Raw genomic sequence first — 22,091 nt, 5'->3', positions numbered from 1 at the left:
GAAATCCTGCGAATAAGCGAGTATTCGTGAGCATTATCTATTAAACTGAGGGAGTTCATTAAGCGATAAATATTTATAATAGCCCATATTATAATCAAGCCCCAAATCAATACTATTATAGAGCCCACTATCCAATTCTTCGGCTTACCGTTTTTCATCATTTCCTCTGCCTTAACTTCACAGTCGGTTAATACATTCTTTGGTATCATCTTTAATGCAATCATTATCCCTATCGGAACGAGAATTACATCGTCTAAGTAGCCAAGAATGGGTATAAAATCAGGTATTAGGTCAATCGGACTGAATGCATAAGCTACAACACAAGCCGTAAATACTTTTGCATACCTAGGCACTCTTGCATCTTTACAAGCAAAGTAAAGGATAAAAATCTGTCGTTTTAGATCCCTCGCCCAAGTTTTAATTTTTTTGAACATTTTATCTCCTAATAATCGTTAAAATTTTATTTTCATTATAACAAAATAAAATTTACTAAGGATTGTTATTTCACTAACCTGCCCCGATAGTCGCATAAAGAAAAAACTGCCTTAAAGACAGTTCCGATCTTAAGCTAATGTAAAAAATTGAAGCTTGCTTTTTATTTAATATGGTCTTTTTCCTCATTGTTTAATTTTCATGGTAGTGTATCATATCTGTCCCTCATAGACCAAGGAGCAAAAAAAAGCCTAATTAACTCAAAAACGGCCAAACAATCAATCCCTTTGTCCACTCCTGATTGTTTTCCCTTTCATATGTTATTAAAGTAAGACAAGCTAATGAAAGGGGGATGTAATGATGTCAAGTCGAAATTCATCGAGTCGTCAATCCAGTTCATCTCGTAGAAACAGATGCAATGGATGTGTATGTAATACTTTACGCCGTTTGCGTCCTGGTACAGAAGTAGACGTTTTTTTATCTGGAGGCACAGTTCTTGAAGATGTTATCTTCCGTGCCTTTGACAACAATACTTGTTGTGCCCGATTCAGAGACGAAGAGAACGAACCTGGTACTGTCATTTTTGTTGACTGCCGAGACATCCAAGCCCTTCGCATCGAGTAATAACATTTAGGGGGATCCTTCATTTTTGAAGGATCTTCATTTATTAAAGACACCGTATTGAAGTAATTTTCCTCGTCAAGCCATCCGGTAAATTAACGCCAAGTGTTCGGTTAATCATCACGTATCCTATCCCGGATACCTTCACCGATCTTTGCAGTAATAAAGTAGTTCCACGCAGGCTCTAGCGCCATCGGCTGGATATCGGATGTGACGTTCGCACACTTGGCAACCTTAGCCCTTCGCTGCTTGATTTTCCTTTCTTCGGACATAAAAAAGACGCCTCCCAACGTATCGTTAAATACGTCAAGAAGCGTCAAATATATGAGTTGATATCGAATTAGCTAGGGGTTTAGAACGTAACCCTTCGAAGAGTAAATACGTAATCCCCATCGTTTAACTTACCGATCACTGACCGTCAGCCAACCGTTAGCAGTTCTCCGGTGTACCGGCGTTTTTTGCCGTTTTGAAGGAAGACCCGCAACCGCATGAAGCGATAGCATTTGGGTTTTCGATCGTAAAGCCTCCGCCCATCATCGTTTGTTTATAATCAATTACCGTTCCATTCAATATATCTGCATCCTCGGCATTAACAAGGATCTTAATTTCAAACTGTTCCAGCTGGCTATCTTTATCCCCAGGCTCTTGTTCAAAACCCATTCCGTAGGATAATCCGCTGCAGCCTCCGCCTTTAACGGCCACTCTTAAAAATGAACCCTCTTCGCCATTATGTTTCATCATTTCTTTTATCTGAAAAGCGGCAGCTTCCGTTATTTGAACAACTTCACTCACAATAAATCCCTCCTTCTTCTGATATGTGAGATAGAACTATTTCTCTTTATAGTATATACCAAAGAAATTCCCACGCTCAATTTTCCAGCTTGAAAATATTCATATTCCCCCACCTATTTTACCAAAAAATTAGTTTATACTAATGCTGCAAAACTAAGTAAAAAGGCTGTTCCATCGAGGAACAGCCTTTTAATTCACCATTGATGATTAGAACATTTCATATTCATCAATGTACTTATATATTTTATCCACCAATTCATCCGTTGTGTCACCAAAAACCACTTCACCGTTTACAAGAGCATATAAGTTACTGGAGCATCTGCCGCAATATCCCAGACAACCATATTCTATGATATCTAAATTCGGATCCCTCTCCAATCTTTCCAGAGCCTCCTGAGCGCCACTGGCCAGATTGCTTACACAAAATTCAATAATCGGGTACATTGTTTCACCTCACAGTTACTAACAAACCATCTTATTACTTTTCCCGTATACAGTCAATATTTACGCATAAAAAATCAGCCGATTTCAAGATATCGGTTGTGATTTCCTTTTATATTCGTTATACTTTTGTCGGGGTACGTAAAAAAAGAAAATTATCTAATTTTTTATTCTTGTTACTAATTGGGGTATATATATTTATTTAAACTTTAAAGGGGACCATTTGGGGGAATCCTATAGTTAAATGCTTATCAAATTTTCAAGAGATCAAATAAAGGGGAAAAATCATATGAAGAATCTAGTCATACTTGGTGGCGGGTATGGTGGTATGCGCATGTTGCAAAGATTGCTGCCTAATCAGCTTCCTGAAAATGTGAGCATCACGCTTATCGACCGTAATCCTTATCACTGCTTAAAAACGGAATATTATGCTTTAGCAGCAGGTACCATTCCAGATCAGCACATCCGTGTTGCATTTCCTGAACATCCTCGCTTGAAGAACGTATACGGAGAAGTACTTTCCATCGATATGGAAAATAAACAGGTCATTATAGAAAATCAAGATCCTGTCTTTTATGATGATTTAGTCATTGGCCTTGGCTGCGAAGATAAATACCACGATATTCCTGGTGCAGACACACATACTTACAGTATCCAAACAATCGATAAATCACGAAGCACATATTCAGCTTTGAATAATTTAGGTGCCGGTGCAACCGTTTCTATCGTTGGTGGCGGACTGAGTGGTGTTGAGCTTGCAAGTGAATTGATTGAAAGCCGTTCAGATTTAAGCGTTAAGCTATTCGACCGTGGACCGCATATTCTATCTGCATTCCCAGAAAGATTAAGTACTTTTGTTGAATCATGGTTCGATAAACATACAATCGAGATCGTCCATCATTCAAATATAACGAAAGTTGAGCCAAACCTTCTTTATAATGGCGACGAAGCCGTTCAAAGCGACGTCATCGTATGGACAGCTGGAATTCAGCCAAGTAAGATCATCCGCGATATGGATATTGAAAAGGACCGTCAAGGAAGAGCTGTTCTGACTCCTCAGCATTTCCTACCTAATGATGACAGCATCTTTGTCGTCGGTGACTGTGCGAGCCTGCCTCATGCGCCTAGTGCTCAATTAGCGGAGTCCCAAGCAGAGCAAATCGTCCAAGTTCTTGTGAAGAAATGGGCAAATGAACCACTTCCGGAAAGCTTCCCTACAATGAAATTAAAAGGAACATTAGGTTCCCTTGGGAAGAAACAAGGTTTTGGTCTTGTTGCAAATCGCCCAATCACAGGCAGAGTGGCACGCCTAATGAAATCAGGCATCCTCTGGATGTATAAATACCATAACGGTTGATTCCAACCCATGATACAGTTAAACTGACCCAATGAGCTGCATGCAGCTCATTGGGTCAGTTTTTCTTATTTCTTCCATTATATATCACACTTGCATCGTATATCCGTATTTTTCCATGGTTTCCACCACTTTTTTGAGACGCACATTTCCTTCTGCAATAATTTCACCTTCGATGAGGACCAGTGGATAAAACAAATCTTCTTCGATCATCTTCGCGGCAAAGTTCTTTTGCTTCAGCGTTTCTGGGGGATTATACATATCTATATAGGATATTTTGAATTTCTGCTCAGGAAACTTTCTCGTTAAAGCGGCTTCAAGCCACTCACAGGTATCTTTCGAAGAAGGGAGATTCACACAACTCGCGCAAATTTGCTCCGCTCCATACACTTCTATCTCAATTTCTTTAATTACCATACTCTTCCTCCTTCATTTAAGTATATTTGCTTCATTTTGAATAATGTTTAAAAACTTCACCTGTTTCCATCATACCAGAATAATATAGATTATATTTCCGCAAAGTTACAGTTGGATTTTTTACTACCTTCGCTTTATAATATGAATAGGAAAGGAGTCGATTGCAATGTCTGAACAACAAACAATGGAAGTTCAAGTTCAAGAAGTCCTAGATAAGCTTCGTCCGTTTCTTCTTCGTGATGGCGGTGACTGTGAACTAGTTGACGTAGAAGATGGAATTGTAAAATTACGATTACTAGGAGCCTGCGGAAGCTGTCCTAGTTCGACCATTACGCTAAAAGCTGGGATTGAGCGTGCCCTTCTTGAAGAAGTTCCTGGTGTAGTGGAAGTTGAACAAGTTTTCTAATAGCCCTTTAAATAACATGCAGCGTATGGATGAAGGATTACTTCATCTATACACGTTCAACCTTTTTCATGCAGACCGGAACTTTTCCTGGTCTGTAATAAAAATAAAGCTGACTCGGCTTTTGCCCTATCAAATGAATTGATACGGCTTGACGCGAGTCAGCTTTTTTATTGGACGGTATATGAACATGGCTTACGATTCCAAAAATTTCAATTCCTTTTTTTCCTGTTCTGAAAGGATTGCCGTATAACTGCCATCATTATCGATTTCCAATTCTTTCACAAGAAATTCCGGAAACCTTTCCTTCAATCCAGTATGCAAACTTTTACTTTTTTCTGCCGATGCCAAGCATAAAACAGTTGGTCCTGCTCCGCTTAGTGCTGCACCAAATCCGCCTTCATTAAGGACAACTTCTTCTATAAGCGCTAAATGAGGGACCAACTCCGCCCTATATGGTTGATGGAAGCGATCACTTTGCATCATTTCACCAACAAGCTTCCAATCTTTTGATAGAACTCCCGCCAGCAAAACATTTGCGGCTGCACTTCCGCTTATCGCATCTTTATAGGAAAGCGAATTCGGAAGGACATTTCTTGAATCCTCAGTAAGCAATTCAAAATTGGGAATGACAGCGATCACCTTAACTCCCTCGATCGGAAACGACACGACATCCGTTCTTTCATCCGTATGAAGGCCCACGACCAATCCACCATACACAGATGCCCCTGCATTATCCGGATGCCCTTCAAAAAGGGAAGCATGCCTATTCTTTTCATCATCGGATAAATGAAGTTCACCAACGATGTTCGCCAATTCAATCCCCGCCACAATGGCAGAGGCACTGCTTCCAAGACCCCGAGCCAGCGGAATTTCGCTAGAGACGAAAAGCCGGCATGGGGATAGTTCCTTTCCATAGGAAGCCGCCGTTTCCTTGGCAATCTGGACGATATAATTACGATCATCCCTTGGAAAAACAGACATTTCCTCTGAAAGTGGAACGACTTCCCAATGATCTGATGAAGATCCATGTATTTCCAAGTAAAGACCTAACGCCAAGCCGATGGAATCGAATCCTGGGCCTAAGTTGGCCGTACTTGCTGGTACACGGATCAAGAACATCTCCGATTCTGCACTCATGCCTGCTTCACACCCTGCAGATGTTCTAAAATGACTTCTTCATCCATTGGCAGCAATGTCGGTTGAATCGTGCTTGTATCGACTGCCACATTCGGATCTTTCAATCCATTTCCAGTCAATACAGCAACAACCTTACTTCCTTTTTTGATTTCACCGCTTTTTAGTTGTTTATAGATACCTGCAATGGAAGCACAAGATGCTGGCTCTGCAAATACCCCTTCTTTTTTAGCAAGGAAATGATAAGCTTCCAGAATTTCTTCGTCTGTCACCTCATCGATTTTGCCTTTGGATTCATTTGCTGCTTCAACAGCAAAGTTCCAACTTGCAGGATTTCCAATCCGGATGGCTGTTGCAATCGTTTCTGGATTTTCAATGATGCTATCCCGGACAATCGCAGCCGCACCTTCAGCTTCGAACCCTCTCATTTCAGGAAGGCCCGTTTGTTTCGCTTCGTTATATTCTTTAAACCCTTTCCAGTAAGCAGTTATATTACCTGCATTCCCGACAGGAAGAGCCAAAATATCCGGTGCCGAGCCGAGTGCATCACAAATTTCGAAAGCCGCTGTCTTCTGCCCTTCAATCCGGTATGGGTTGACCGAATTCACAAGAGTTATCGGTGAGCTCTCACTAAGTGAACGGACGATTTTTAAAGCCTGGTCGAAGTTCCCTTCGATCGAGATGATTTCCGCTCCATACATAACGGCTTGGGCAAGCTTGCCCATGGCAATTTTACCTTCCGGGATGACAACGATACAGCGCAGGTTGGCACGGGCCGCATAAGCTGCTGCAGCTGCTGATGTATTCCCGGTGGAAGCACAGATGATCGTGTCGCTGCCCTCTTCTATCGCTTTGGCGACGGCCATGACCATTCCGCGATCTTTAAACGACCCAGTTGGATTTGCCCCTTCGTATTTTACATGTAAGTCGATTCCCCACTCTTCGGATAATCGATTCAGTCTGATTAAAGGTGTATTCCCTTCCAAAAGGGTTAGTGCAGGTGTGTTTTCATTAACGGGTAAAAAATCTTTATACGTGCTTATAAGTCCTTGCCAGCTCATTTGATGTCCTCTCCTTCAACTCTGTATGTGCTTTTCACTTCTCTTACCATATTGTAATCATTTAATTTCTGTATTATTTGCTCAAATGCAGCCTTTGTGGCAGTATGCGTAACCAATACGATTTCGGAAGATTCCTTTTCATCCAGAGGCAATTGAAGGATTTTATCGAATCCTACCCCATGCTCAGCAAATAAATTCGTGATTTTGGCTAAAACGCCAACTTCATCTTGAACATGTAATCGAATGAAGAACTTAGCGAAAATCTCAGTCGCATCTTTTAATTGTTTCGGGAACTGAGGTGAAACGGCACTGCGGCCATTTACGCCCAGCCTCATATTCTTGATGACCGTCACCATATCCGAAACGACTGCAGTCGCAGTAGGAAGACTGCCAGCCCCCGGTCCGTAAAACATCGTTTCCCCTACGGCTTCCCCATAAACGTATACCGCATTATACTCATTATTTACCGATGCTAAAGGATGTGCTTCAGGAAGAAGTGCAGGCTGGACACTTACTTCGACTCTATCCCCTGCCCTCGAAGCGACGCCGATCAATTTCATTGTATAACCAAGCTTCTTACTATATCTCAAATCCTCTTCGGATATCTCGGTAATGCCCTGTACCTCAACATCATTCAAGCCAATGTTCATGGAGAACCCGAGTGTGGAAAGGATCGCCATTTTACGGGCCGCATCCAAACCGCCTACATCAGCAGTCGGATCGGCTTCAGCAAATCCCAGCTCCTGAGCTTCCTTCAATACGTCATCATAAGCTCTGCCTTCCTTGCTCATTTTCGTTAAAATGAAGTTTGTCGTTCCATTGACGATTCCCATCATTTTCGTGATGCGGTCAGAAGATAATCCATCCACAAGTCCGCGTAAAATCGGAATTCCCCCTGCAACACTTGCTTCATAGAACAAATCACATTGATTCTCTGTGGCCAATTCCAGCAATTCAGGTCCATATAAAGCCATTAGGTCTTTATTGGCCGTAACGATATGCTTTTTATTCTTTATTGCCTCTATCAGATAACCGCGTGTTTCTTCGATTCCACCCATCACTTCTATTACAACATCAATCTCGGGATTCGAAAGGATATCCTCAGGATTGTCAGTTAACATACCTTTATCGATCTCGACAAGCCTCTCCTTCGTCGTGTCTTTGACTAGTATCTTCTTAACGGATATGGAACAGCCCACTTGGTGCATGAGCTTGTCCTGATGGCTTTCAATGATTTGTACGACTCCTGATCCAACTGTACCTAACCCCAATAAACCGATTGAGATGGCTTTCATATTTTGGTTCCCCCTTAAAAACTGTTTGCCTGAAGAAGACGTTTGTATTTGTATAGTAGACATTATAAGTTTAATTCATATAATTATCAATAGTTAGAAAAGATGGATGCACGAACTTTTTTCGTCCATCCCTTGAACGAGTAAGAACGGGTAAAGCTAAATTTTTTATGGGAAACCATTTTGTTCATTATTACTTAACGCTCTTCAATGAATCATTTGTACCCATTACAATATGTGGCTTTTGCACGGGATCCATCCATTTCAGTAAACTGACGACATTCTTTTCGGCCGTGGCTGTACATCCAGCCGTCGGTTTTGTACTCCCTCTCCATATATGAAGAAAGATTGCACTTCCTTTTCCTTTTACGATGGGATTCGTATTATAATTGATGACTGCCCCATACTTATAGAGTTCATGATTCATCCTTTCGAAAGACTTCCATTTACCTGCAGGATTTCCTTTATAGGTTTTCCACTTGTTATAATCCGTGGATGTCTGATCATCAATCCAGTAGTCATATTTGGTCGTTTTCTTATAACTCATTTTCACTCCTGCCGGCTTCGTTTCGCTTCCAAAGGACGTACCAAATGAATAAATCCCGACCGGGGATTTCCCATCACCCTCTTTTTTGCTCATCGTGAAGCCGTTCTTCCCAATGACACCCTCCATCTTCTTCAATGCCCGGCGCCATTCCCCTTGTTTCTTCTCATAAGTTTGGATCGTGACCTTCTTATCACTCATCGCTTTACCTGTCACAGATACAACTTGATTAACGCCCTTTCTCCCATCGAATTTCTTCAAAATGGCTTTTTCACCGGAACTGAAAACCTCTTTTGCATCTGCAATATTGATATATGCGGTCTTATTTGAGTGACAGACCTTATACCAGCTTCCAGTTCTTCCGCTTGCCGATAATTCTTTATTTTTCTTATAGGTTTTTAACGTTTTACTTGCAGCCGACGCCTTTTCTTTCACATCCGCTTCAGACTTCATGACAATCTTGAATTGAGTTGCTTCGCAGCCTGTTTTCGTTTCAGCCTTCGCAAGATTTGCCGTTTGGAAGATTAAAAGGGCTATAAGGGCGGCCATCATCAATCTTTTCATGGTCCCATCCTTCCGTAGTGATTAAATATCTAATTATTCTAAAAAATCTTGTTATCATCATAACATAGTAAGTAAGGATGAATCATATTTCTTTCCTGTTTTTATCTAAATCCAGTCAATTTTAGGCAAATCATATTGCTTGACAGGGACCTCTGCCAATTCATAAAAATGTTTGAGGAAGGACTCATATTGTTGGGAGGATTTCGTGATCGAAGATATTTTATCCTCCAATTGGTTCGACCTTGATTCCGTCGTTTTTGAAAAATACTCTTCCACAGTTTCAAAGTAATGAATGGGAAATAGCATCCTCGAATATAATAACCGGGCCGAAAAGCTGGAGAACGGTTCTATGGACTGATATTCGTGAAAGAAATGGGCAATTCCCCGCTGATGGGTATGCACATTTTGAAAATAATGTTCCCTCACCCATTCCGCGACATCCCTGGTTCCGTGGTCAAATACCCAATCGAACGGATTTTTCATCCACTTATTGCTTTTCCAGGTATCATGTAAAAAACGTTCATAACATACCGTTCCACTATCGACAATTTGCGGGGTATCATCGATTTCCGTGTCGACTAAATATTGAATCGCATTTTCACCTAGGACCATATAATAGGGAAAGGTTTCAATAAATAATTTTTCAAACTGGTTATCAGGATGGGCGTTGAGCTTATCCCGCCAAATCTTTTCTAACTGATCGATCCTTTGTTCCCAGAGTTCTTTCCATTTACCGATCCTTGAACATGTTCGAATCGTATCATTAATAGTTCTCCCACGCTGATGGAATCTTGCCAGACGTCTTCCTGGGTTGAAATTTTTCGGACCTTCCAATGCCTGATTGGCAAGAAGGATGAATAATTGTTCATCCGCTTCCGAAACATAGCTTCCATGATTGGCAAGGACAAAGGCGGATACGTGACGATCACCTTGTGAAATCAGATGTTGAGACATTTTATAACGTTCCACTAATTCCTCCTGCTCCATATTTTCAATGGGAACGATACTGTACACCATATTCCCTGAACGGAAGCTTGGAAACCTGACATTGGCTTCTTCAAGCTCCACCTGTATACCATAATTATTAAAAATGATTTCTTCTATCATGGAATGGCCCCCTTCATCAAATGGATATAATAGAAATATTGGACATCATAAACTTATATATATGTGGCATAACCCGTTTTCTGAATGATTATCGAAACCTTATTAGAAATTCCAATCAAAACATCTTCCGTGGGTTTTCATTTTAATCAAATCAAACTACCTGCATTAGAACTTAATATAGAGAAATGGGTGATGACATGGCTAATATTGAACAATCAATGTCTGAGAAAACGGCTCGAAAATGGCTAATTGAACGAGGAGTGAAATTGGAGGATATCGCTGAGCTTGTCATGTATTTGCAATCTGGCTACCATGAAAATCTCCAAATGTCCGATTGCCTTCACAATGTCGAACGGGTCCTTTCAAAACGCGAGGTCCAAAATGCCATCCTTACCGGCATTCAGTTGGATATTCTAGCTGAGAAAAAACTGCTCGAGGAGCCTTTGCAGAGCATCATTGAAATAGATGAAGGCCTATATGGGGTCGATGAAATATTGGCTTTTTCAATTGTGAATGTTTATGGATCCATCGGTTTTACCAACTATGGTTTCATCGATAAACAAAAGCCGGGTATCTTAAAATATTTAAACGATAAAAGCACGGGTAAGGTGAACACCTTTTTAGATGATATCGTTGGGGCAATTGCAGCTGCCGCTTCAAGCCGGCTTGCCCATAGAACCGAAAATGGGGAATAGTAAACATATGATATTCACGGCATAAAAAAACCAGGGCTGCATTCGCAGGCCTGGTTTTTTTTCATTCGAAGCGCCATAAGTCGAGGGTGTCCACCACATGCGTCGGCTGCTCCTTATATTGCTTTAAGCGTTCTTTTGTCGTTACGCCAGTATGTACAAGCAGTGTATCGATCCCTGCATTGATGCCGGCAAGGATATCCGTATCATAGTTATCTCCAACCATGATTGTCTCTTCTTTAGGTACCCCTAATACTCTTAGAGCTTGCTCTACTATGACGGATTCAGGTTTTCCAATGAAAATCGGCTGTACCTGGGTCGAAACGGAAACTACGGAGGTCAAGGCACCATTCCCCGGTAAAAGGCCTTGCTCAGTGGGAATGGCAATATCACCATTGGTCGAAATGAAAACAGCGCCGTTTCTTACAGCAAGACAGGCTTTTGACAACTTTTCATAATTGACCCCGCGGTCGATGCCCATTACCAGAAAGTCTGGATGCTCTTCCACAAGCTTCATTCCTTTTTCCTTAAGAGCCTCTATGATGCCTTCTTCACCTACCACATAAACCGATGCATCTTTCTTTTGTTCAGCTATGTAATTGGCAGTGGCCATGCTTGTCGTGAAAACCTGGTCATCTTCCGTCGATATGCCGATGCTTCTCAATTTATCCGCCACCTGTGCCGGAGTCCGGGATGAATTATTGGTGACGAATAAATAAGGGATATCCCTTTTCCTTAGGTCATTAATAAACCCTGCCGCTTCCGCAATTTGTTCGGTTCCGCGATACATGGTGCCATCCAAGTCAATTAAATATCCTTTATACGACTTCATTTGAATTCGCCTTCCTAACGCTGCTAGTTTTTAAAAGCTGATACAGGTCCCAATTCATTTGTTAAATAGTTCCTCACCAAATCCGGGAATTGCTTGAATGCCTCGATATTTTCCGAAAATACGGCATGCAGTTCTGTGTGATTCACTTCAATGAAGTCTTGAACCAGCATTTTCCTTAGCGGCAAGACCTTTTTGAATTGTATCGCCTTTTCTTCAGAAATGACTTTTTCATCTTGAAGGATATCGATAATATCTTCATAACTTCCTGGATCACGCATAATAAAACCATCAATTACCGCATTTCCTACGTCCAACACGGAATCGATGGAAGTTTGTATGAGCCTTTCAGCGATAAGTTCCGAAAGATCTCCATCCCAATTATCATGCCCTTCAAAAAGTCCAAGCTGCTTTTCAAGAAAACCTAATATTTGTTCAATCTTTTGGCGGTCTACAAAGTACATTTTTTTCCAGATCCTTTCTGATCTAAGATGATATAGGGAATCATTGGTTGAATGAGCGGCATAGTTAAAACCCTGTGCCGCACCAACCTTATTCCTTGATAATACCATAGCTTCTCCCTTACTCTCAATTCCTTCAACCACAACCATTGTACCATCCAATAACTAACAGAAGCGGGTGTGTTACACATTGCCATTTTCTATGGGTGCATTTCCCGACAGCACTCCAAGAAATCCAATTCACGATCCCATTTATATTCTTACCATTTTCATTTAATCGATGAACGCTTAATGATTGCCGGAGCATCATGAAGAGCGACGAGGTTCTCATGCAGAAGCCCCGTAAAATGTCTGTTCCCCTATTGTAGTCACTTTGTTATGATGGAACTACAAATGTGAAGTTAAGAAGGGAATGATACTATGGAAGATCGTTTTTATTTATACAATGACGTCGTTGATTCAAAAACCCGGTTCATAAGCTTCATGGGAGAGGAATCAAGATTCGACCTGGCCATTACGACTACCGATCGTTTTTATGGAAAGAAACTTGTTTTAAATATGCAGAGTAACCGTTTCGCGATTATTGGGCCTGATGATTTAGAAGAGGAAGGCTATCTTGAGCATGCCTTTCAGTTATCAGAAGCCGAAGCCGAAGAACTGCGTCACTTTTTAATGGAAATCGTCTGAGTGCTGAAGTTTTTTACCTGAAACGGGAAACCTACTGAATGTAAGATCGATTACATGAGGGGGGATTATCTTGGACAAAGAAGAATACCACGATTTTTCCAATGTCGAAAAACAGAGGGATTATTTAATTCCTGAAGAATTTCCCGAAGGACCTTTTGGATCAGCCATAGCAAAAGATGCACCAGTTCAGAATAAAAACACCCCGTGGCAGGAAGGGCAACGATATCAAAGTGCCTTTAATTATGAAAATAAATCGTTGCACGAAGGTTTACCTCGACAATATCCTGGTGCTCATCCGACACATGATGATTCAGAAAAAGATGAACAGCCTCCATATAAAGGATATGGTAGCTCTTAACATAAAAGGCCAGAGTGAATTCTGGCCTTTTTATTTCTTTATTTTCTTCACGACGAAATAAGGACAGCCAAAATTGCAGTATTCATATAAATATTCACTAAGCGTGCTTATTTTCGTATCAAAGGTCGCTTTCTGATTATTATCATCAAAAAATCCACGCAGCCTCAATTGCCCGTAACCCCAATCCCCTACTATATAATCATATTTCGTTAAAATCTCACTGTATCTGGCCTTAAACGCTTCTTCGTTATAGCCTTCCCTTTCATTCTCAATTATTTCATAGGTCATGTTATTGATGTTAATCATTGTTTTCACCTCTCATATATACATTCCTTCTTTAAATTATAACTGATTCCCCATCAATTACTAAGCGAAAAATAGAGAAATATGTTCATCCTAAAGTTACGGGGGTGTTATTGATGAAAAAAACAATAATAACGATAGGTTTAAGCTCGATTATTGCACTAACCGGATGTGCTGATAAAGCAAAAGATCAGGGGATGGGTGCAAAAAACCATGCCGGTAACCCAACAAACGTAAATAATCCAACTCAATATTATGATGAGGATTATCGTAATAATGACAATAAAAGTGATGATTTCGGTTTTACCCGCACTAATAGCGCAACCATTGATGGCCGTAACATTTCCAACAAAGCTGCTTCCATTGACCGTGAACAACTTTCTGATGTCATTTCTAAACTGAGTGTTCAGATTCCAAATGTCAATGATGCCGCTACCCTCGTTACTGATGAGGAAGTGCTTGTCGTATATGATACCAATGCCAAGGATCGGACGGAAACCGCAGACCAAGTCAAACGCACTGCCATGTCCATCGTGCCTCGCTACTATCATGTCTACGTCAGTGATGATTATCAAACCCTTGCCCAAGATGTCGAGAACTTCTCTACATTGAAATCCGGCAGCAAAGGGATCGACTATACGATCGAACAAACCATCAAAAGAATGCTGAAGTCGCCTCAAGGGTACAAAATGAGTGACGAAGAAAATGAAAACGGGGAAATGGTTAACGATAAAAGAGATCATCACGATAACATCCATCAAAAAATGGATAACCGTTAATAAAAAAGGACCGAATTTTTTCGGTCCTTTATTTCACTCTATTTCAATAATTCTTCACCTTTGTTTTGCTTATGTTTTGCCGCAGCATTAACCTGTTCATCCGCATGGTAGGATGAACGGACAAGCGGGCCGGATTCACAATGGCTGAAGCCTTTTTCCAATGCACGTTCCTTCAGCTCGGCAAACTCCTCAGGCGTGTAGTATTTCAGCACCTTTAAATGCTTTTTAGTCGGCTGCAAATACTGGCCGATCGTCATGATATCCACATTATTAGCCCTTAGGTCATCCATGGTCTCAAGGATTTCCTCCCGAGTTTCACCCAAACCTACCATTAAACTGGACTTTGTCGGGATTTCCGGATACAGTTCCTTGGCTCTTCTTAAAAGCTCCAATGAACGTTCGTACTTGGCTTGAGCCCGTACACGGTCGGATAAACTTCTGACAGTCTCTATATTATGGTTCAGGATATCTGGTTTAGCATCCATCAAAGTCTTGATATTTTCAAACACCCCGCCCATATCAGACGGTAATACTTCAATTGATGTAAATGGATTTTTGCGTCGGATGGCACGGACCGTTTCAGCGAAAACTTCAGCGCCTCCATCCTTTAAATCATCACGGGCAACAGCTGTAATGACGACATGCTTTAAATTCATCAAAACGACGGAATCGGCAACACGCTCCGGTTCAGCCCAGTCCAATTCATTCGGACGTCCGGTTGTAACAGCACAAAAACGGCAAGCCCTTGTACAGATTTCACCTAAGATCATGAAAGTAGCCGTCCTTCTCACTGCCCAGCATTCGTGAATATTCGGACATTTTGCCTCTTCACAGACAGTATGAAGGTTTTTCTCGCGCATCATATTTTTTAAACCGAGGTAATTTTCGTTAGTATTAAGCTTTATTTTCAACCAATCTGGTTTACGAAGAATTTCTTTATTTGTAGAAGACATGAAAATGCCACTCCATTCTATAGAAATTAACACACCCTACTTTAACAATAAAAAAGCATTTATACAAGTTATAGTTGGTTTCCCATTATTTATTTTTCATGTTTATAGCTAAATCAGCAAAACTATAAAAGATGGATGGACTGATGTCTTTTAAATACGGAAAATGTCATGAAAGGAGCCTGCCCCGTTGAAAAAATTATTCCTTCTTACCATAACTTGTTTGTTTATTTTGAATGCACCAGGCCAAGCGGCTAATGCTGCCGATATCCCAGATGTTTATGCCGGGAGAATGGAGCTATATAAAAATATGGAGGCCACCCTCCAAATCCCGTGGTATTACCTTGCTGGAGCTGATCAATATGAGCACAGCCTCAGGGCTGCACGAAGGGATTTAGAGCCGGCAAAGGGTTTGATAGGCATCCACATCGAGCCTTCAAAGTGGAGCGGGGCCCTCAATCCTGACTTAAACGACGTGAACCCGCTCACGATCACATTTTTTGATGGGTTTGGCCAGGATGGAAATGGTGATGGCAAAGCTGATATCACTACTGATACAGATCGATTGTATGCTTTTTCGAAGCATCTCCAATCTTATGGTGCTGATGAAGATAATATCCGGATCGGCTTGTGGGATTATTATAAACGAGATAAAGCCGTCAGCATCATTATCGGCAATGCCGAGATTTATAAAAAATATGGCCGGTTGGATCTACAGGAAAAGGCCTTCCCGGTTCCAGTACGAACTCATTATACGTACTTAAATACATGGGGAAGCGCTCGTGGATGGGGCGGAAGGAGAATCCATGAGGGCACTGATATTTTTGCGGACTATAGCCTTCCCGTTCGTTCCACGAGCTATGGAATCATCGAAATGAAAGGCTGGAATAAATTTGGCGGATGGCGGATTGGGATACGGGATTTAAATAATACCTATCATTACTTTGCCCATTTAAGCGGCTTTGCCAAAGGGTTGAAAGTCGGACAAATCGTCGAGCCCGGACAAGTCATCGGAGGTGTCGGCAGTACAGGTTACGGCCCTCCAGGAACTTCCGGAAAATTCCCCCCCCATCTTCATTACGGAATGTACAAAGACAATGGAATTACAGAATGGAGCTTTGACCCTTACCCCTATTTAAGATTGTGGGAAAGGAAAGATCTGTCTAAAAAGCAAAAGTGAGCGGCGTGAATTTTACGCTGCTTTTTTTTGATTCGAACATAAACCCCTGAACTTAATGCATAGTTATTAGTAAAGGGGGCTAAAGCGTGTTCCGAAAAAGATTTCGAACGAAGAAATTCCGAAAAAAGGGGCCTCTTCCCACCCGAAAAGTATTTCTCTATTCATTTATCCTGTTTATCTTATCAAGCATCATGACTCTTTGGTACGTGGACAAATCAATCGAACCCGTGATCATGAGTGTAGCCGAATATGAAATCAAACGGATTGCAACGGAAACGATTCATGAATCGGTTGATGAGAATATAGCGAAGATTGATATGACCAAAATCATCACCAATAACAAGGGTGGTAAGGGCTCCAGTTCTTCCTATAGCTTCAATCCGGTCATATACAGTGAATTGCGGGCTAACATTACGAATGATATTCAAAAAAAGCTTGGCATCAAACAGGGAAACCCTTTTAAAACAGGTTCAGCCAAAATAAATGATGAACAATATAAAAGTGTGGTCTATTATATACCATTTGGTGTCGTAACCGGGAATAACCTTCTTTCCAATTACGGACCTGAAATCCCAGTGAAAATGTCGGTCATCGGGAATGTTGAATCGGATTTGAGGACAAAACTGACAAACGCAGGCATCAATAATGTTTATTATGAATTGATTGTGGATTTTGATGTCAATATTCAAATCGTCATCCCCTCTTTCACAAAGGAGACCAAGGTGAGTCAGGAAGTGACAGTCGGAAGCCTGCTGATCGAAGGTGATGTTCCAAGTTATTTTAGTAACGGAAACAGTTCGGTGGCACCTCCCATCATGAAGGAAAACAAGGAATGAAAAAACCAGCTTATCCTTGAGGTTAGGCTGGTTCTTGTATATTGAGACATTTCATGATAAGCAAATGCAGGTTTTTATTCAAGTCCACTTCATACGGCTCCTTGATTTGCTCCCCATCTTCTTCAAGTATCCTTTATCATGGGGCGGTCTCCTATCCCCTCGTTCTGAGCGGATACTACCCCTTTCCTTCCATCATTCAATTCAACGGATAGACCATTAGGATAAATGGCAACCGCCCGGCGGAAAGCCTCGATGATCATATTGTCGAACTTTTTCCCGACTCCGGCATAAAGGACTTCCAATCCCTGATGCGGCAGCATGGCCTTACGGTAAACCCGGTTGGAAGTCACGGCATCAAACACATCGGCAACGGCAATGATCTTGCCGAAATAATGGATTTCATCCCCTTTTATCCCACGGGGATATCCAGAACCATCTAACCGTTCATGGTGCTGATAGGCACAATTCGCAACTAAAAGGGAAACGGTATGAACATTTTTGATTAGATGGAATCCGTAATCGGCATGTTTTTGGATTTGTTCAAACTCACTCTCCGTCAGCTTACCGGGTTTATGGAGGATCTCCAAAGGCACGAGCATTTTGCCGACATCATGTAAAATCGCTCCCAGCCCAAGAATTTCGAGATTCCTATCATTGATATTCAATTCCAGCCCGATTGCCAGGGTATATAAGGTCACATTGAAGGAATGAGTAAAGATATAGTCATCGTATGTATAAACGTCAGCCAATAAAGTCATTAACTCTTTATTCCTTTTCAGCTCGCCCATGATGTTCCGAACTATTTGAGTGAACTTGACGTTAGCCTGCTCTATCGTGAATGACCCAGCAAGGTACATTTTATTTTTCATGTCCAGGAAAGTGGTTTCAATCGTATTAATGGCTTCTCTTCGTAGTTTCCCTGACACTGGGGGCATTGCAATAATGTCATCCGTCCTGGAATCTTGAATGTAAACAAAGGGAATATTAAGGGACACCAGTCGATTGATCATTTTCTGCGTTAAAGTAAGACCCTCGCACAATAGGATATGGCCCCGCTCATTATAGATGTGTTTACCGAGCCTTGCTCCAGGGCTTAGGGACTCTGTAATAGCTAGCCTCATACTTGTACTCCATTTCCCCGTTCAATATTTGTAAATCAAACCGTTTCCTTCCTTTGTTAGGATTATCGGAAAATATTTTGATAAATGAATCTGTTTGAACGCATTTATTGAAAAAATATCAGCATTTTCTTTGATAAAAAAATAAGGCCCCCTTCTGGAAAAAAGAAAGCCCCCCTTTTCAAATCATTTTGATTAATGCCTCTTTACCAATCATTCCTGGATGAATGCCCTTTTCCACAGCCTCCCAGGTAACTGATTCAAGCGGCGCTTCCAATAGTTCTTCAATCGATTTAACTCCTGTGGCCCTTCCTGCAAGGATTTTACGATCTCTCAATTTATCATTCAGCAGTCCAACATCTAACGCACCGCACATTATATACCCTTTTTCGGACGCGATAGCAAGTAAATTCGTTTTGGGAAGTCGGACAGAAATGGCTAGGAATGTATGATTATCAAGAATTATTGGTATCATGTTAATCAATTGGTTTCGCCCCTCTCTTCCCGATACTTTATGAAAAAAAGGGCGAAACCGTGATTTAGAGTTTGGTGTTTGTGTATATTTTTTCCAGCTTCCATAAAAGGATATCCCGTAAGAATTCCGGTAGTAAGTATTCCTTGCGATTGGAGCGCTGGATACTTGGAAAGAAGTGCCCAAACGTGAACATATCAGGTATTGCCAGTTTATAGGACTTATCTGCCTGCAGTTTCTCCCCTTTTATAAGTATCCCTTTTACGATTCCATTCTCCATTTCGTTAAATTCAATTTGATCATAATGCATGGCTCCCATGATATTTCCGCGGAAACCGAAACCTTTCACCTGAATATGAGGCCACTCCTCATTTCTCGATTGCATTAAGATTTCTTTTAATTCATTCCCATTAACTTCAACGACGCAAGGATTGATGGGATGCGGACAGATTCTGTGAATATCCCCTTTTGTGACAGGTCCCTTGGGCAGCCCTTCGAGCAGAAGACCGGCATTCAAAAAGGAACAATCCGCCTGAGTCCACTCCCTTAGGGCATCCCCAAGGAGTTCAGTCAAAGGACTTCCTTTGAACCAATCATTATCCAGTGCTTCGGGTAAATCCACTGCAACCTGTTTTAGTGTTTCCCCTCCAGCCTGGTGTATCTCTTCAATCCATGACCGTTCATTCTCCAATTCCAAAAAGTCATTGGTATCATAAAGAATGGCACTCTTATGGCTAACTTTCTTTTCCTGATTGACGGTCATTTCCACCTGTCCAACATAGAAACCATATTTCCCTGCACCGCAAAGGAGTGTATCATTAATCAATTTACCTTGGTGGAGGATGTGGTGGGTATGCGCGCCAAGTATGATGTCAATCTCCGGAAAATCCTCTGCCATCCTCTCATCATCATGGATGCCCAGGTGGGAAAGGATGATGATTACATCCGCCTCTGTTTTGACCTTTTCGAGCTGTGCCTTTAACTCCACGAATGGTTCTGTTATTTCCCAGCCCAACGCAGAATAAAACTTTTGAAAAAAAGCTGTCAAACCTATCATGGCAATTTTGGTGCCTTTTACCGTCGTATGTATCCAATATGGCAGCGCCCATTCCGGCCTTTCATAATCACCGTAATAAATATTGGCTGCCAAGACCTTGAACTTTGCATGATCATATAAGGAGTCTAATGCATCATGAGGTAGAGTGATCCCTTCATTATTGCCGATGGTCACATATTGGTAGCCCGCTTCATTAAGCAGTTCAATATTTCCTTTACCCAACGTACCTTCTGTATATGGATGCCAGCGGTCCACATGATCGCCTATATCCAGTATGATCGCTTCTTCTCCCGTTTCTTGATGAAGTTGTCTTCTTTCTTTAAGAAACTTATCAATACGAGGCCAATTCTCAAAATGACTATGGAGATCATTGGTGTGATACAAATGAATGATTTCTGACATCATTTCTCCTCCTCGTTTATCCTGTAATACCTTGATATATAAGACGTAAACCAATGATTATCAGCACTATTTTTAACATATTTTCCAGCGATGCACTCTTTAGGCGCGTATTGATGAATGCGCCAAATTTAGCACCGAACCAAGCACCCGGAATCAGGGCAAAAGCATATGGCCAATTTACATTCCCAAGAGAAATATGCGTAATCGAATTAGTGATGGAAGATAGAAATACCATGAACATCGAAGTCGCAACAGCCATATGCGGAGGGAAGAAGAATAGAAGCATCATGACGGGAACCATTAAGGCCCCACCGCCAATTCCAAATAACCCGGAGCTGAATCCCACGACAAAAGAAATCAATACAGCCAACAGGGGGTGGTAACCATAGGAAAATGAATGTCCATTTTCTGTTTTATACGTCTTCACTATTTTCCCTTTTCCAGGCTTGAAAAGCATTGGCTTCAAACGATTTTTCACTAATAACACGATAGCCATGAAAACCATGAAAATTCCAAAGTACAATGAAAAAGCTTCGGCGTTAAGGTTTTTATTCACATAAGCCCCTATTATTCCACCAGGTGCACTGCCAATAAAAAAGATTAAGCCGGCCTTATAATCCACCACTTTATGTTTTAAATAAGATAAAGTAGAAGATAAGCCGGTAAAAATCATGATTACGGTTGAAACACCTACGGCGACCTGAGGAGTCAGCTCATCGATAATATTCGTAGATGTACCTAAATATAAAAGAGAAGGCACAATGATGATGCCGCCGCCCAGACCGACAAGAGCGCCGATTGCTCCCGCTAATAATCCAATACCAACTAATACTAACCATACCATGAAGAAATCCGCCTTTACCTGTTTGTGAGGATATTACCTCTCTAGCTTGTCACATCATCTCTTTATTAATTATATAATTCCCCTTAAAACAAACCAAGCTGCTTAGGAGCCAACCCTTCATATTCTATACCAAGCAACTCAATCATTTGTTTGGCATTATCAGCGGCATCTCCTCCTGAGTTATTATTGAACAGGACATATATCTCCTTGGATTCCTTTTCCAATTTCCTGATTTTCTCCACCCATTCTGTCAATTCCTGATGATTATATCTATATAAGTACCTGACTTCACGCCAATTATCACCTGAGGAAGGCCTTTGCCAACCATGCAGGTTACGGCCATGAAAGCGTATCAGGGTTTTATCTTTACCGGCGGCATGCAGAACGACAGGAATGGATCCCTCTCCAGCCTGCGGCTCATCGCATACAGTATGGATCCAGCCTTCCTTTTCGATAAAGTCCAAAGTTTGCTGTAATACATTGGGCCTGTACCAGCTTTGATTCCGAAATTCAATGGCAGCTGGAATATCGCCCATTTCAGCTTTGCACCATCGCAGGTAATTCACATTTTCCCGTTTACAATCAAACCATGGCGGAAACTGAAATAAGACCATCGCAAGCTTGCCGGACTTCTGATAAGCTTCCAGAGAGTCGCAAAATGCCTTGAACATTTCCTTCTTACTTTCAAATGGGATTTCCCCACGCTGATGTCCTGTCATCCCTTGATAGGCTTTAACGACAAACTGGAATGATGCTGGCGTCTCGGATACCCACTTCTCACTGTTCCTCTTTGGCTGGACTGCATAGAATGAGGCATCCACCTCCACAACGGGAAAATGTGCACCGTACTCTTTGAGTTTATCACGCTGGGACACACCGCCATGATACAAACTATCATGATCACCCCAACCGGTCACACCAACATAAATCATCTGCATCATCACTCCTTTGGGACAGG

Annotated in this window: 27 protein-coding genes and 1 pseudogene; 9 read left to right on the top strand and 19 right to left on the bottom strand. The window is 41.5% G+C overall.

The window, feature by feature from the left end:
- Positions 1 to 434 (bottom strand): YkvA family protein (locus FNK51_RS07165; protein ID WP_141992881.1); only part of this gene is annotated, 434 nt, incomplete at its 3' end.
- A gap of 355 nt (positions 435 to 789) precedes the next feature.
- Between FNK51_RS07165 and FNK51_RS27105 the strand changes: the two genes are divergently transcribed.
- Positions 790 to 1,056, top strand: coding sequence for a hydrolase (locus FNK51_RS27105; protein WP_141992880.1), 267 nt, complete (start codon positions 790 to 792; stop codon positions 1,054 to 1,056).
- A gap of 110 nt (positions 1,057 to 1,166) precedes the next feature.
- Here FNK51_RS27105 and FNK51_RS26425 read toward each other — a convergent pair whose 3' ends face one another.
- From FNK51_RS26425 to FNK51_RS07150, 3 genes are all read right to left on the bottom strand, one after another.
- On the bottom strand, positions 1,167 to 1,325 hold the full coding sequence (locus FNK51_RS26425) for a hypothetical protein (protein WP_181762203.1): 159 nt from the start codon (positions 1,323 to 1,325) through the stop codon (positions 1,167 to 1,169).
- 157 nt (positions 1,326 to 1,482) lie between these two features.
- On the bottom strand, positions 1,483 to 1,845 hold the full coding sequence (locus tag FNK51_RS07155; protein ID WP_098371466.1) for a HesB/IscA family protein: 363 nt from the start codon (positions 1,843 to 1,845) through the stop codon (positions 1,483 to 1,485).
- Between the two features lie 207 nt (positions 1,846 to 2,052).
- On the bottom strand, positions 2,053 to 2,289 hold the full coding sequence (locus tag FNK51_RS07150; RefSeq protein WP_098371467.1) for a YuzB family protein: 237 nt from the start codon (positions 2,287 to 2,289) through the stop codon (positions 2,053 to 2,055).
- A gap of 286 nt (positions 2,290 to 2,575) precedes the next feature.
- Here FNK51_RS07150 and FNK51_RS07145 point away from each other — a divergent pair, with 286 nt between their 5' ends.
- The gene (locus FNK51_RS07145; RefSeq protein ID WP_141992879.1) at positions 2,576 to 3,643 is read left to right on the top strand and encodes an NAD(P)/FAD-dependent oxidoreductase; all 1,068 of its coding nucleotides are present in this window, start codon (positions 2,576 to 2,578) and stop codon (positions 3,641 to 3,643) included.
- Between the two features lie 84 nt (positions 3,644 to 3,727).
- On the opposite strand, the gene FNK51_RS07140 is transcribed toward FNK51_RS07145, so the two are convergent.
- On the bottom strand, positions 3,728 to 4,057 hold the full coding sequence (locus FNK51_RS07140; RefSeq protein ID WP_098371468.1) for a YuzD family protein: 330 nt from the start codon (positions 4,055 to 4,057) through the stop codon (positions 3,728 to 3,730).
- A gap of 184 nt (positions 4,058 to 4,241) precedes the next feature.
- Between FNK51_RS07140 and FNK51_RS07135 the strand changes: the two are divergent.
- A pseudogene (locus FNK51_RS07135) lies at positions 4,242 to 4,463 on the top strand (NifU family protein); the annotation flags it as partial.
- A gap of 192 nt (positions 4,464 to 4,655) precedes the next feature.
- On the opposite strand, the gene thrB reads toward FNK51_RS07135, so the two are convergent.
- From thrB to yutH, 5 genes are all read right to left on the bottom strand, one after another.
- Entirely contained in the window at positions 4,656 to 5,600 is a 945-nt protein-coding gene (thrB, locus tag FNK51_RS07130) for a homoserine kinase (RefSeq protein ID WP_141992877.1), read from the bottom strand.
- Complete coding sequence (thrC, locus tag FNK51_RS07125; RefSeq protein WP_141992876.1) at positions 5,597 to 6,658, bottom strand: threonine synthase; 1,062 nt, start codon at positions 6,656 to 6,658, stop codon at positions 5,597 to 5,599. Before thrC ends, thrB begins: the two co-directional genes overlap by 4 nt.
- Entirely contained in the window at positions 6,655 to 7,953 is a 1,299-nt protein-coding gene (locus FNK51_RS07120; protein ID WP_141992875.1) for a homoserine dehydrogenase, read from the bottom strand. The genes thrC and FNK51_RS07120 overlap by 4 nt, the downstream gene beginning before the upstream one ends.
- Positions 7,954 to 8,143: 190 nt before the next feature.
- Entirely contained in the window at positions 8,144 to 9,058 is a 915-nt protein-coding gene (locus FNK51_RS27100; protein WP_286178589.1) for a L,D-transpeptidase family protein, read from the bottom strand.
- Between the two features lie 105 nt (positions 9,059 to 9,163).
- Complete coding sequence (yutH, locus tag FNK51_RS07110; protein WP_141992874.1) at positions 9,164 to 10,165, bottom strand: spore coat putative kinase YutH; 1,002 nt, start codon at positions 10,163 to 10,165, stop codon at positions 9,164 to 9,166.
- Positions 10,166 to 10,362: 197 nt separating this feature from the next.
- On the opposite strand from yutH, the gene FNK51_RS07105 reads away from it, so the two are divergent.
- Positions 10,363 to 10,860: a phosphatidylglycerophosphatase A family protein gene (locus tag FNK51_RS07105; protein WP_098371473.1), complete on the top strand. Its 498-nt coding sequence runs from the start codon at positions 10,363 to 10,365 to the stop codon at positions 10,858 to 10,860.
- A gap of 61 nt (positions 10,861 to 10,921) precedes the next feature.
- Here the strand turns inward: FNK51_RS07105 and FNK51_RS07100 are convergent, their stop codons facing one another.
- Both FNK51_RS07100 and FNK51_RS07095 read right to left on the bottom strand, forming a co-directional pair.
- A complete protein-coding gene (locus tag FNK51_RS07100) occupies positions 10,922 to 11,689 on the bottom strand; it encodes a TIGR01457 family HAD-type hydrolase (protein ID WP_098371474.1) in 768 nt (255 codons plus the stop codon).
- A gap of 23 nt (positions 11,690 to 11,712) precedes the next feature.
- On the bottom strand, positions 11,713 to 12,297 hold the full coding sequence (locus FNK51_RS07095; RefSeq protein WP_311624894.1) for a DUF86 domain-containing protein: 585 nt from the start codon (positions 12,295 to 12,297) through the stop codon (positions 11,713 to 11,715).
- Positions 12,298 to 12,567: 270 nt separating this feature from the next.
- On the opposite strand from FNK51_RS07095, the gene FNK51_RS07090 reads away from it, so the two are divergent.
- Positions 12,568 to 12,834, top strand: coding sequence for a DUF3055 domain-containing protein (locus FNK51_RS07090; RefSeq protein WP_098371475.1), 267 nt, complete (start codon positions 12,568 to 12,570; stop codon positions 12,832 to 12,834).
- A gap of 70 nt (positions 12,835 to 12,904) precedes the next feature.
- On the top strand, positions 12,905 to 13,192 hold the full coding sequence (locus FNK51_RS07085) for a cytosolic protein (RefSeq protein WP_377409758.1): 288 nt from the start codon (positions 12,905 to 12,907) through the stop codon (positions 13,190 to 13,192).
- A gap of 30 nt (positions 13,193 to 13,222) precedes the next feature.
- Here FNK51_RS07085 and FNK51_RS07080 read toward each other — a convergent pair whose 3' ends face one another.
- Positions 13,223 to 13,498, bottom strand: coding sequence for a YutD family protein (locus FNK51_RS07080; RefSeq protein ID WP_076368161.1), 276 nt, complete (start codon positions 13,496 to 13,498; stop codon positions 13,223 to 13,225).
- Positions 13,499 to 13,611: 113 nt separating this feature from the next.
- On the opposite strand from FNK51_RS07080, the gene FNK51_RS07075 reads away from it, so the two are divergent.
- A complete protein-coding gene (locus FNK51_RS07075; protein WP_141992872.1) occupies positions 13,612 to 14,274 on the top strand; it encodes a YhcN/YlaJ family sporulation lipoprotein in 663 nt (220 codons plus the stop codon).
- A gap of 38 nt (positions 14,275 to 14,312) precedes the next feature.
- Here FNK51_RS07075 and lipA read toward each other — a convergent pair whose 3' ends face one another.
- On the bottom strand, positions 14,313 to 15,227 hold the full coding sequence (gene lipA, locus FNK51_RS07070; protein WP_063234033.1) for a lipoyl synthase: 915 nt from the start codon (positions 15,225 to 15,227) through the stop codon (positions 14,313 to 14,315).
- 187 nt (positions 15,228 to 15,414) lie between these two features.
- Here lipA and FNK51_RS07065 point away from each other — a divergent pair, with 187 nt between their 5' ends.
- Both FNK51_RS07065 and yunB read left to right on the top strand, forming a co-directional pair.
- Complete coding sequence (locus FNK51_RS07065) at positions 15,415 to 16,404, top strand: M23 family metallopeptidase (RefSeq protein WP_483296114.1); 990 nt, start codon at positions 15,415 to 15,417, stop codon at positions 16,402 to 16,404.
- A gap of 86 nt (positions 16,405 to 16,490) precedes the next feature.
- A complete protein-coding gene (gene yunB, locus FNK51_RS07060; protein ID WP_141992871.1) occupies positions 16,491 to 17,240 on the top strand; it encodes a sporulation protein YunB in 750 nt (249 codons plus the stop codon).
- 122 nt (positions 17,241 to 17,362) lie between these two features.
- Here the strand turns inward: yunB and FNK51_RS07055 are convergent, their stop codons facing one another.
- The 5 genes from FNK51_RS07055 to FNK51_RS07035 form a co-directional block, all read right to left on the bottom strand.
- A complete protein-coding gene (locus FNK51_RS07055; RefSeq protein WP_353617855.1) occupies positions 17,363 to 18,361 on the bottom strand; it encodes an HD-GYP domain-containing protein in 999 nt (332 codons plus the stop codon).
- Positions 18,362 to 18,539: 178 nt separating this feature from the next.
- The gene (locus FNK51_RS07050; RefSeq protein ID WP_098371480.1) at positions 18,540 to 18,842 is read right to left on the bottom strand and encodes a YunC family protein; all 303 of its coding nucleotides are present in this window, start codon (positions 18,840 to 18,842) and stop codon (positions 18,540 to 18,542) included.
- A 55-nt stretch (positions 18,843 to 18,897) separates the two neighbouring features.
- Positions 18,898 to 20,289, bottom strand: a complete 1,392-nt coding sequence (locus FNK51_RS07045) for a bifunctional metallophosphatase/5'-nucleotidase (protein WP_141992870.1) — start codon at positions 20,287 to 20,289, stop codon at positions 18,898 to 18,900.
- A 16-nt stretch (positions 20,290 to 20,305) separates the two neighbouring features.
- On the bottom strand, positions 20,306 to 21,133 hold the full coding sequence (locus FNK51_RS07040) for a sulfite exporter TauE/SafE family protein (RefSeq protein ID WP_141992869.1): 828 nt from the start codon (positions 21,131 to 21,133) through the stop codon (positions 20,306 to 20,308).
- 83 nt (positions 21,134 to 21,216) lie between these two features.
- The gene (locus FNK51_RS07035; RefSeq protein ID WP_098371483.1) at positions 21,217 to 22,065 is read right to left on the bottom strand and encodes a DUF72 domain-containing protein; all 849 of its coding nucleotides are present in this window, start codon (positions 22,063 to 22,065) and stop codon (positions 21,217 to 21,219) included.
- Positions 22,066 to 22,091: the final 26 nt, after the last annotated feature.

It is taken from the genome of Bacillus sp. B4EP4a, from assembly GCF_006680105.1.
Taxonomy (GTDB): Bacteria; Bacillota; Bacilli; order Bacillales; family DSM-1321; genus Peribacillus; species Peribacillus simplex_E.
The sequence above is the reverse complement of the archived record's forward strand: the minus strand, read 5'-3'. Positions and strand labels throughout refer to the sequence as shown.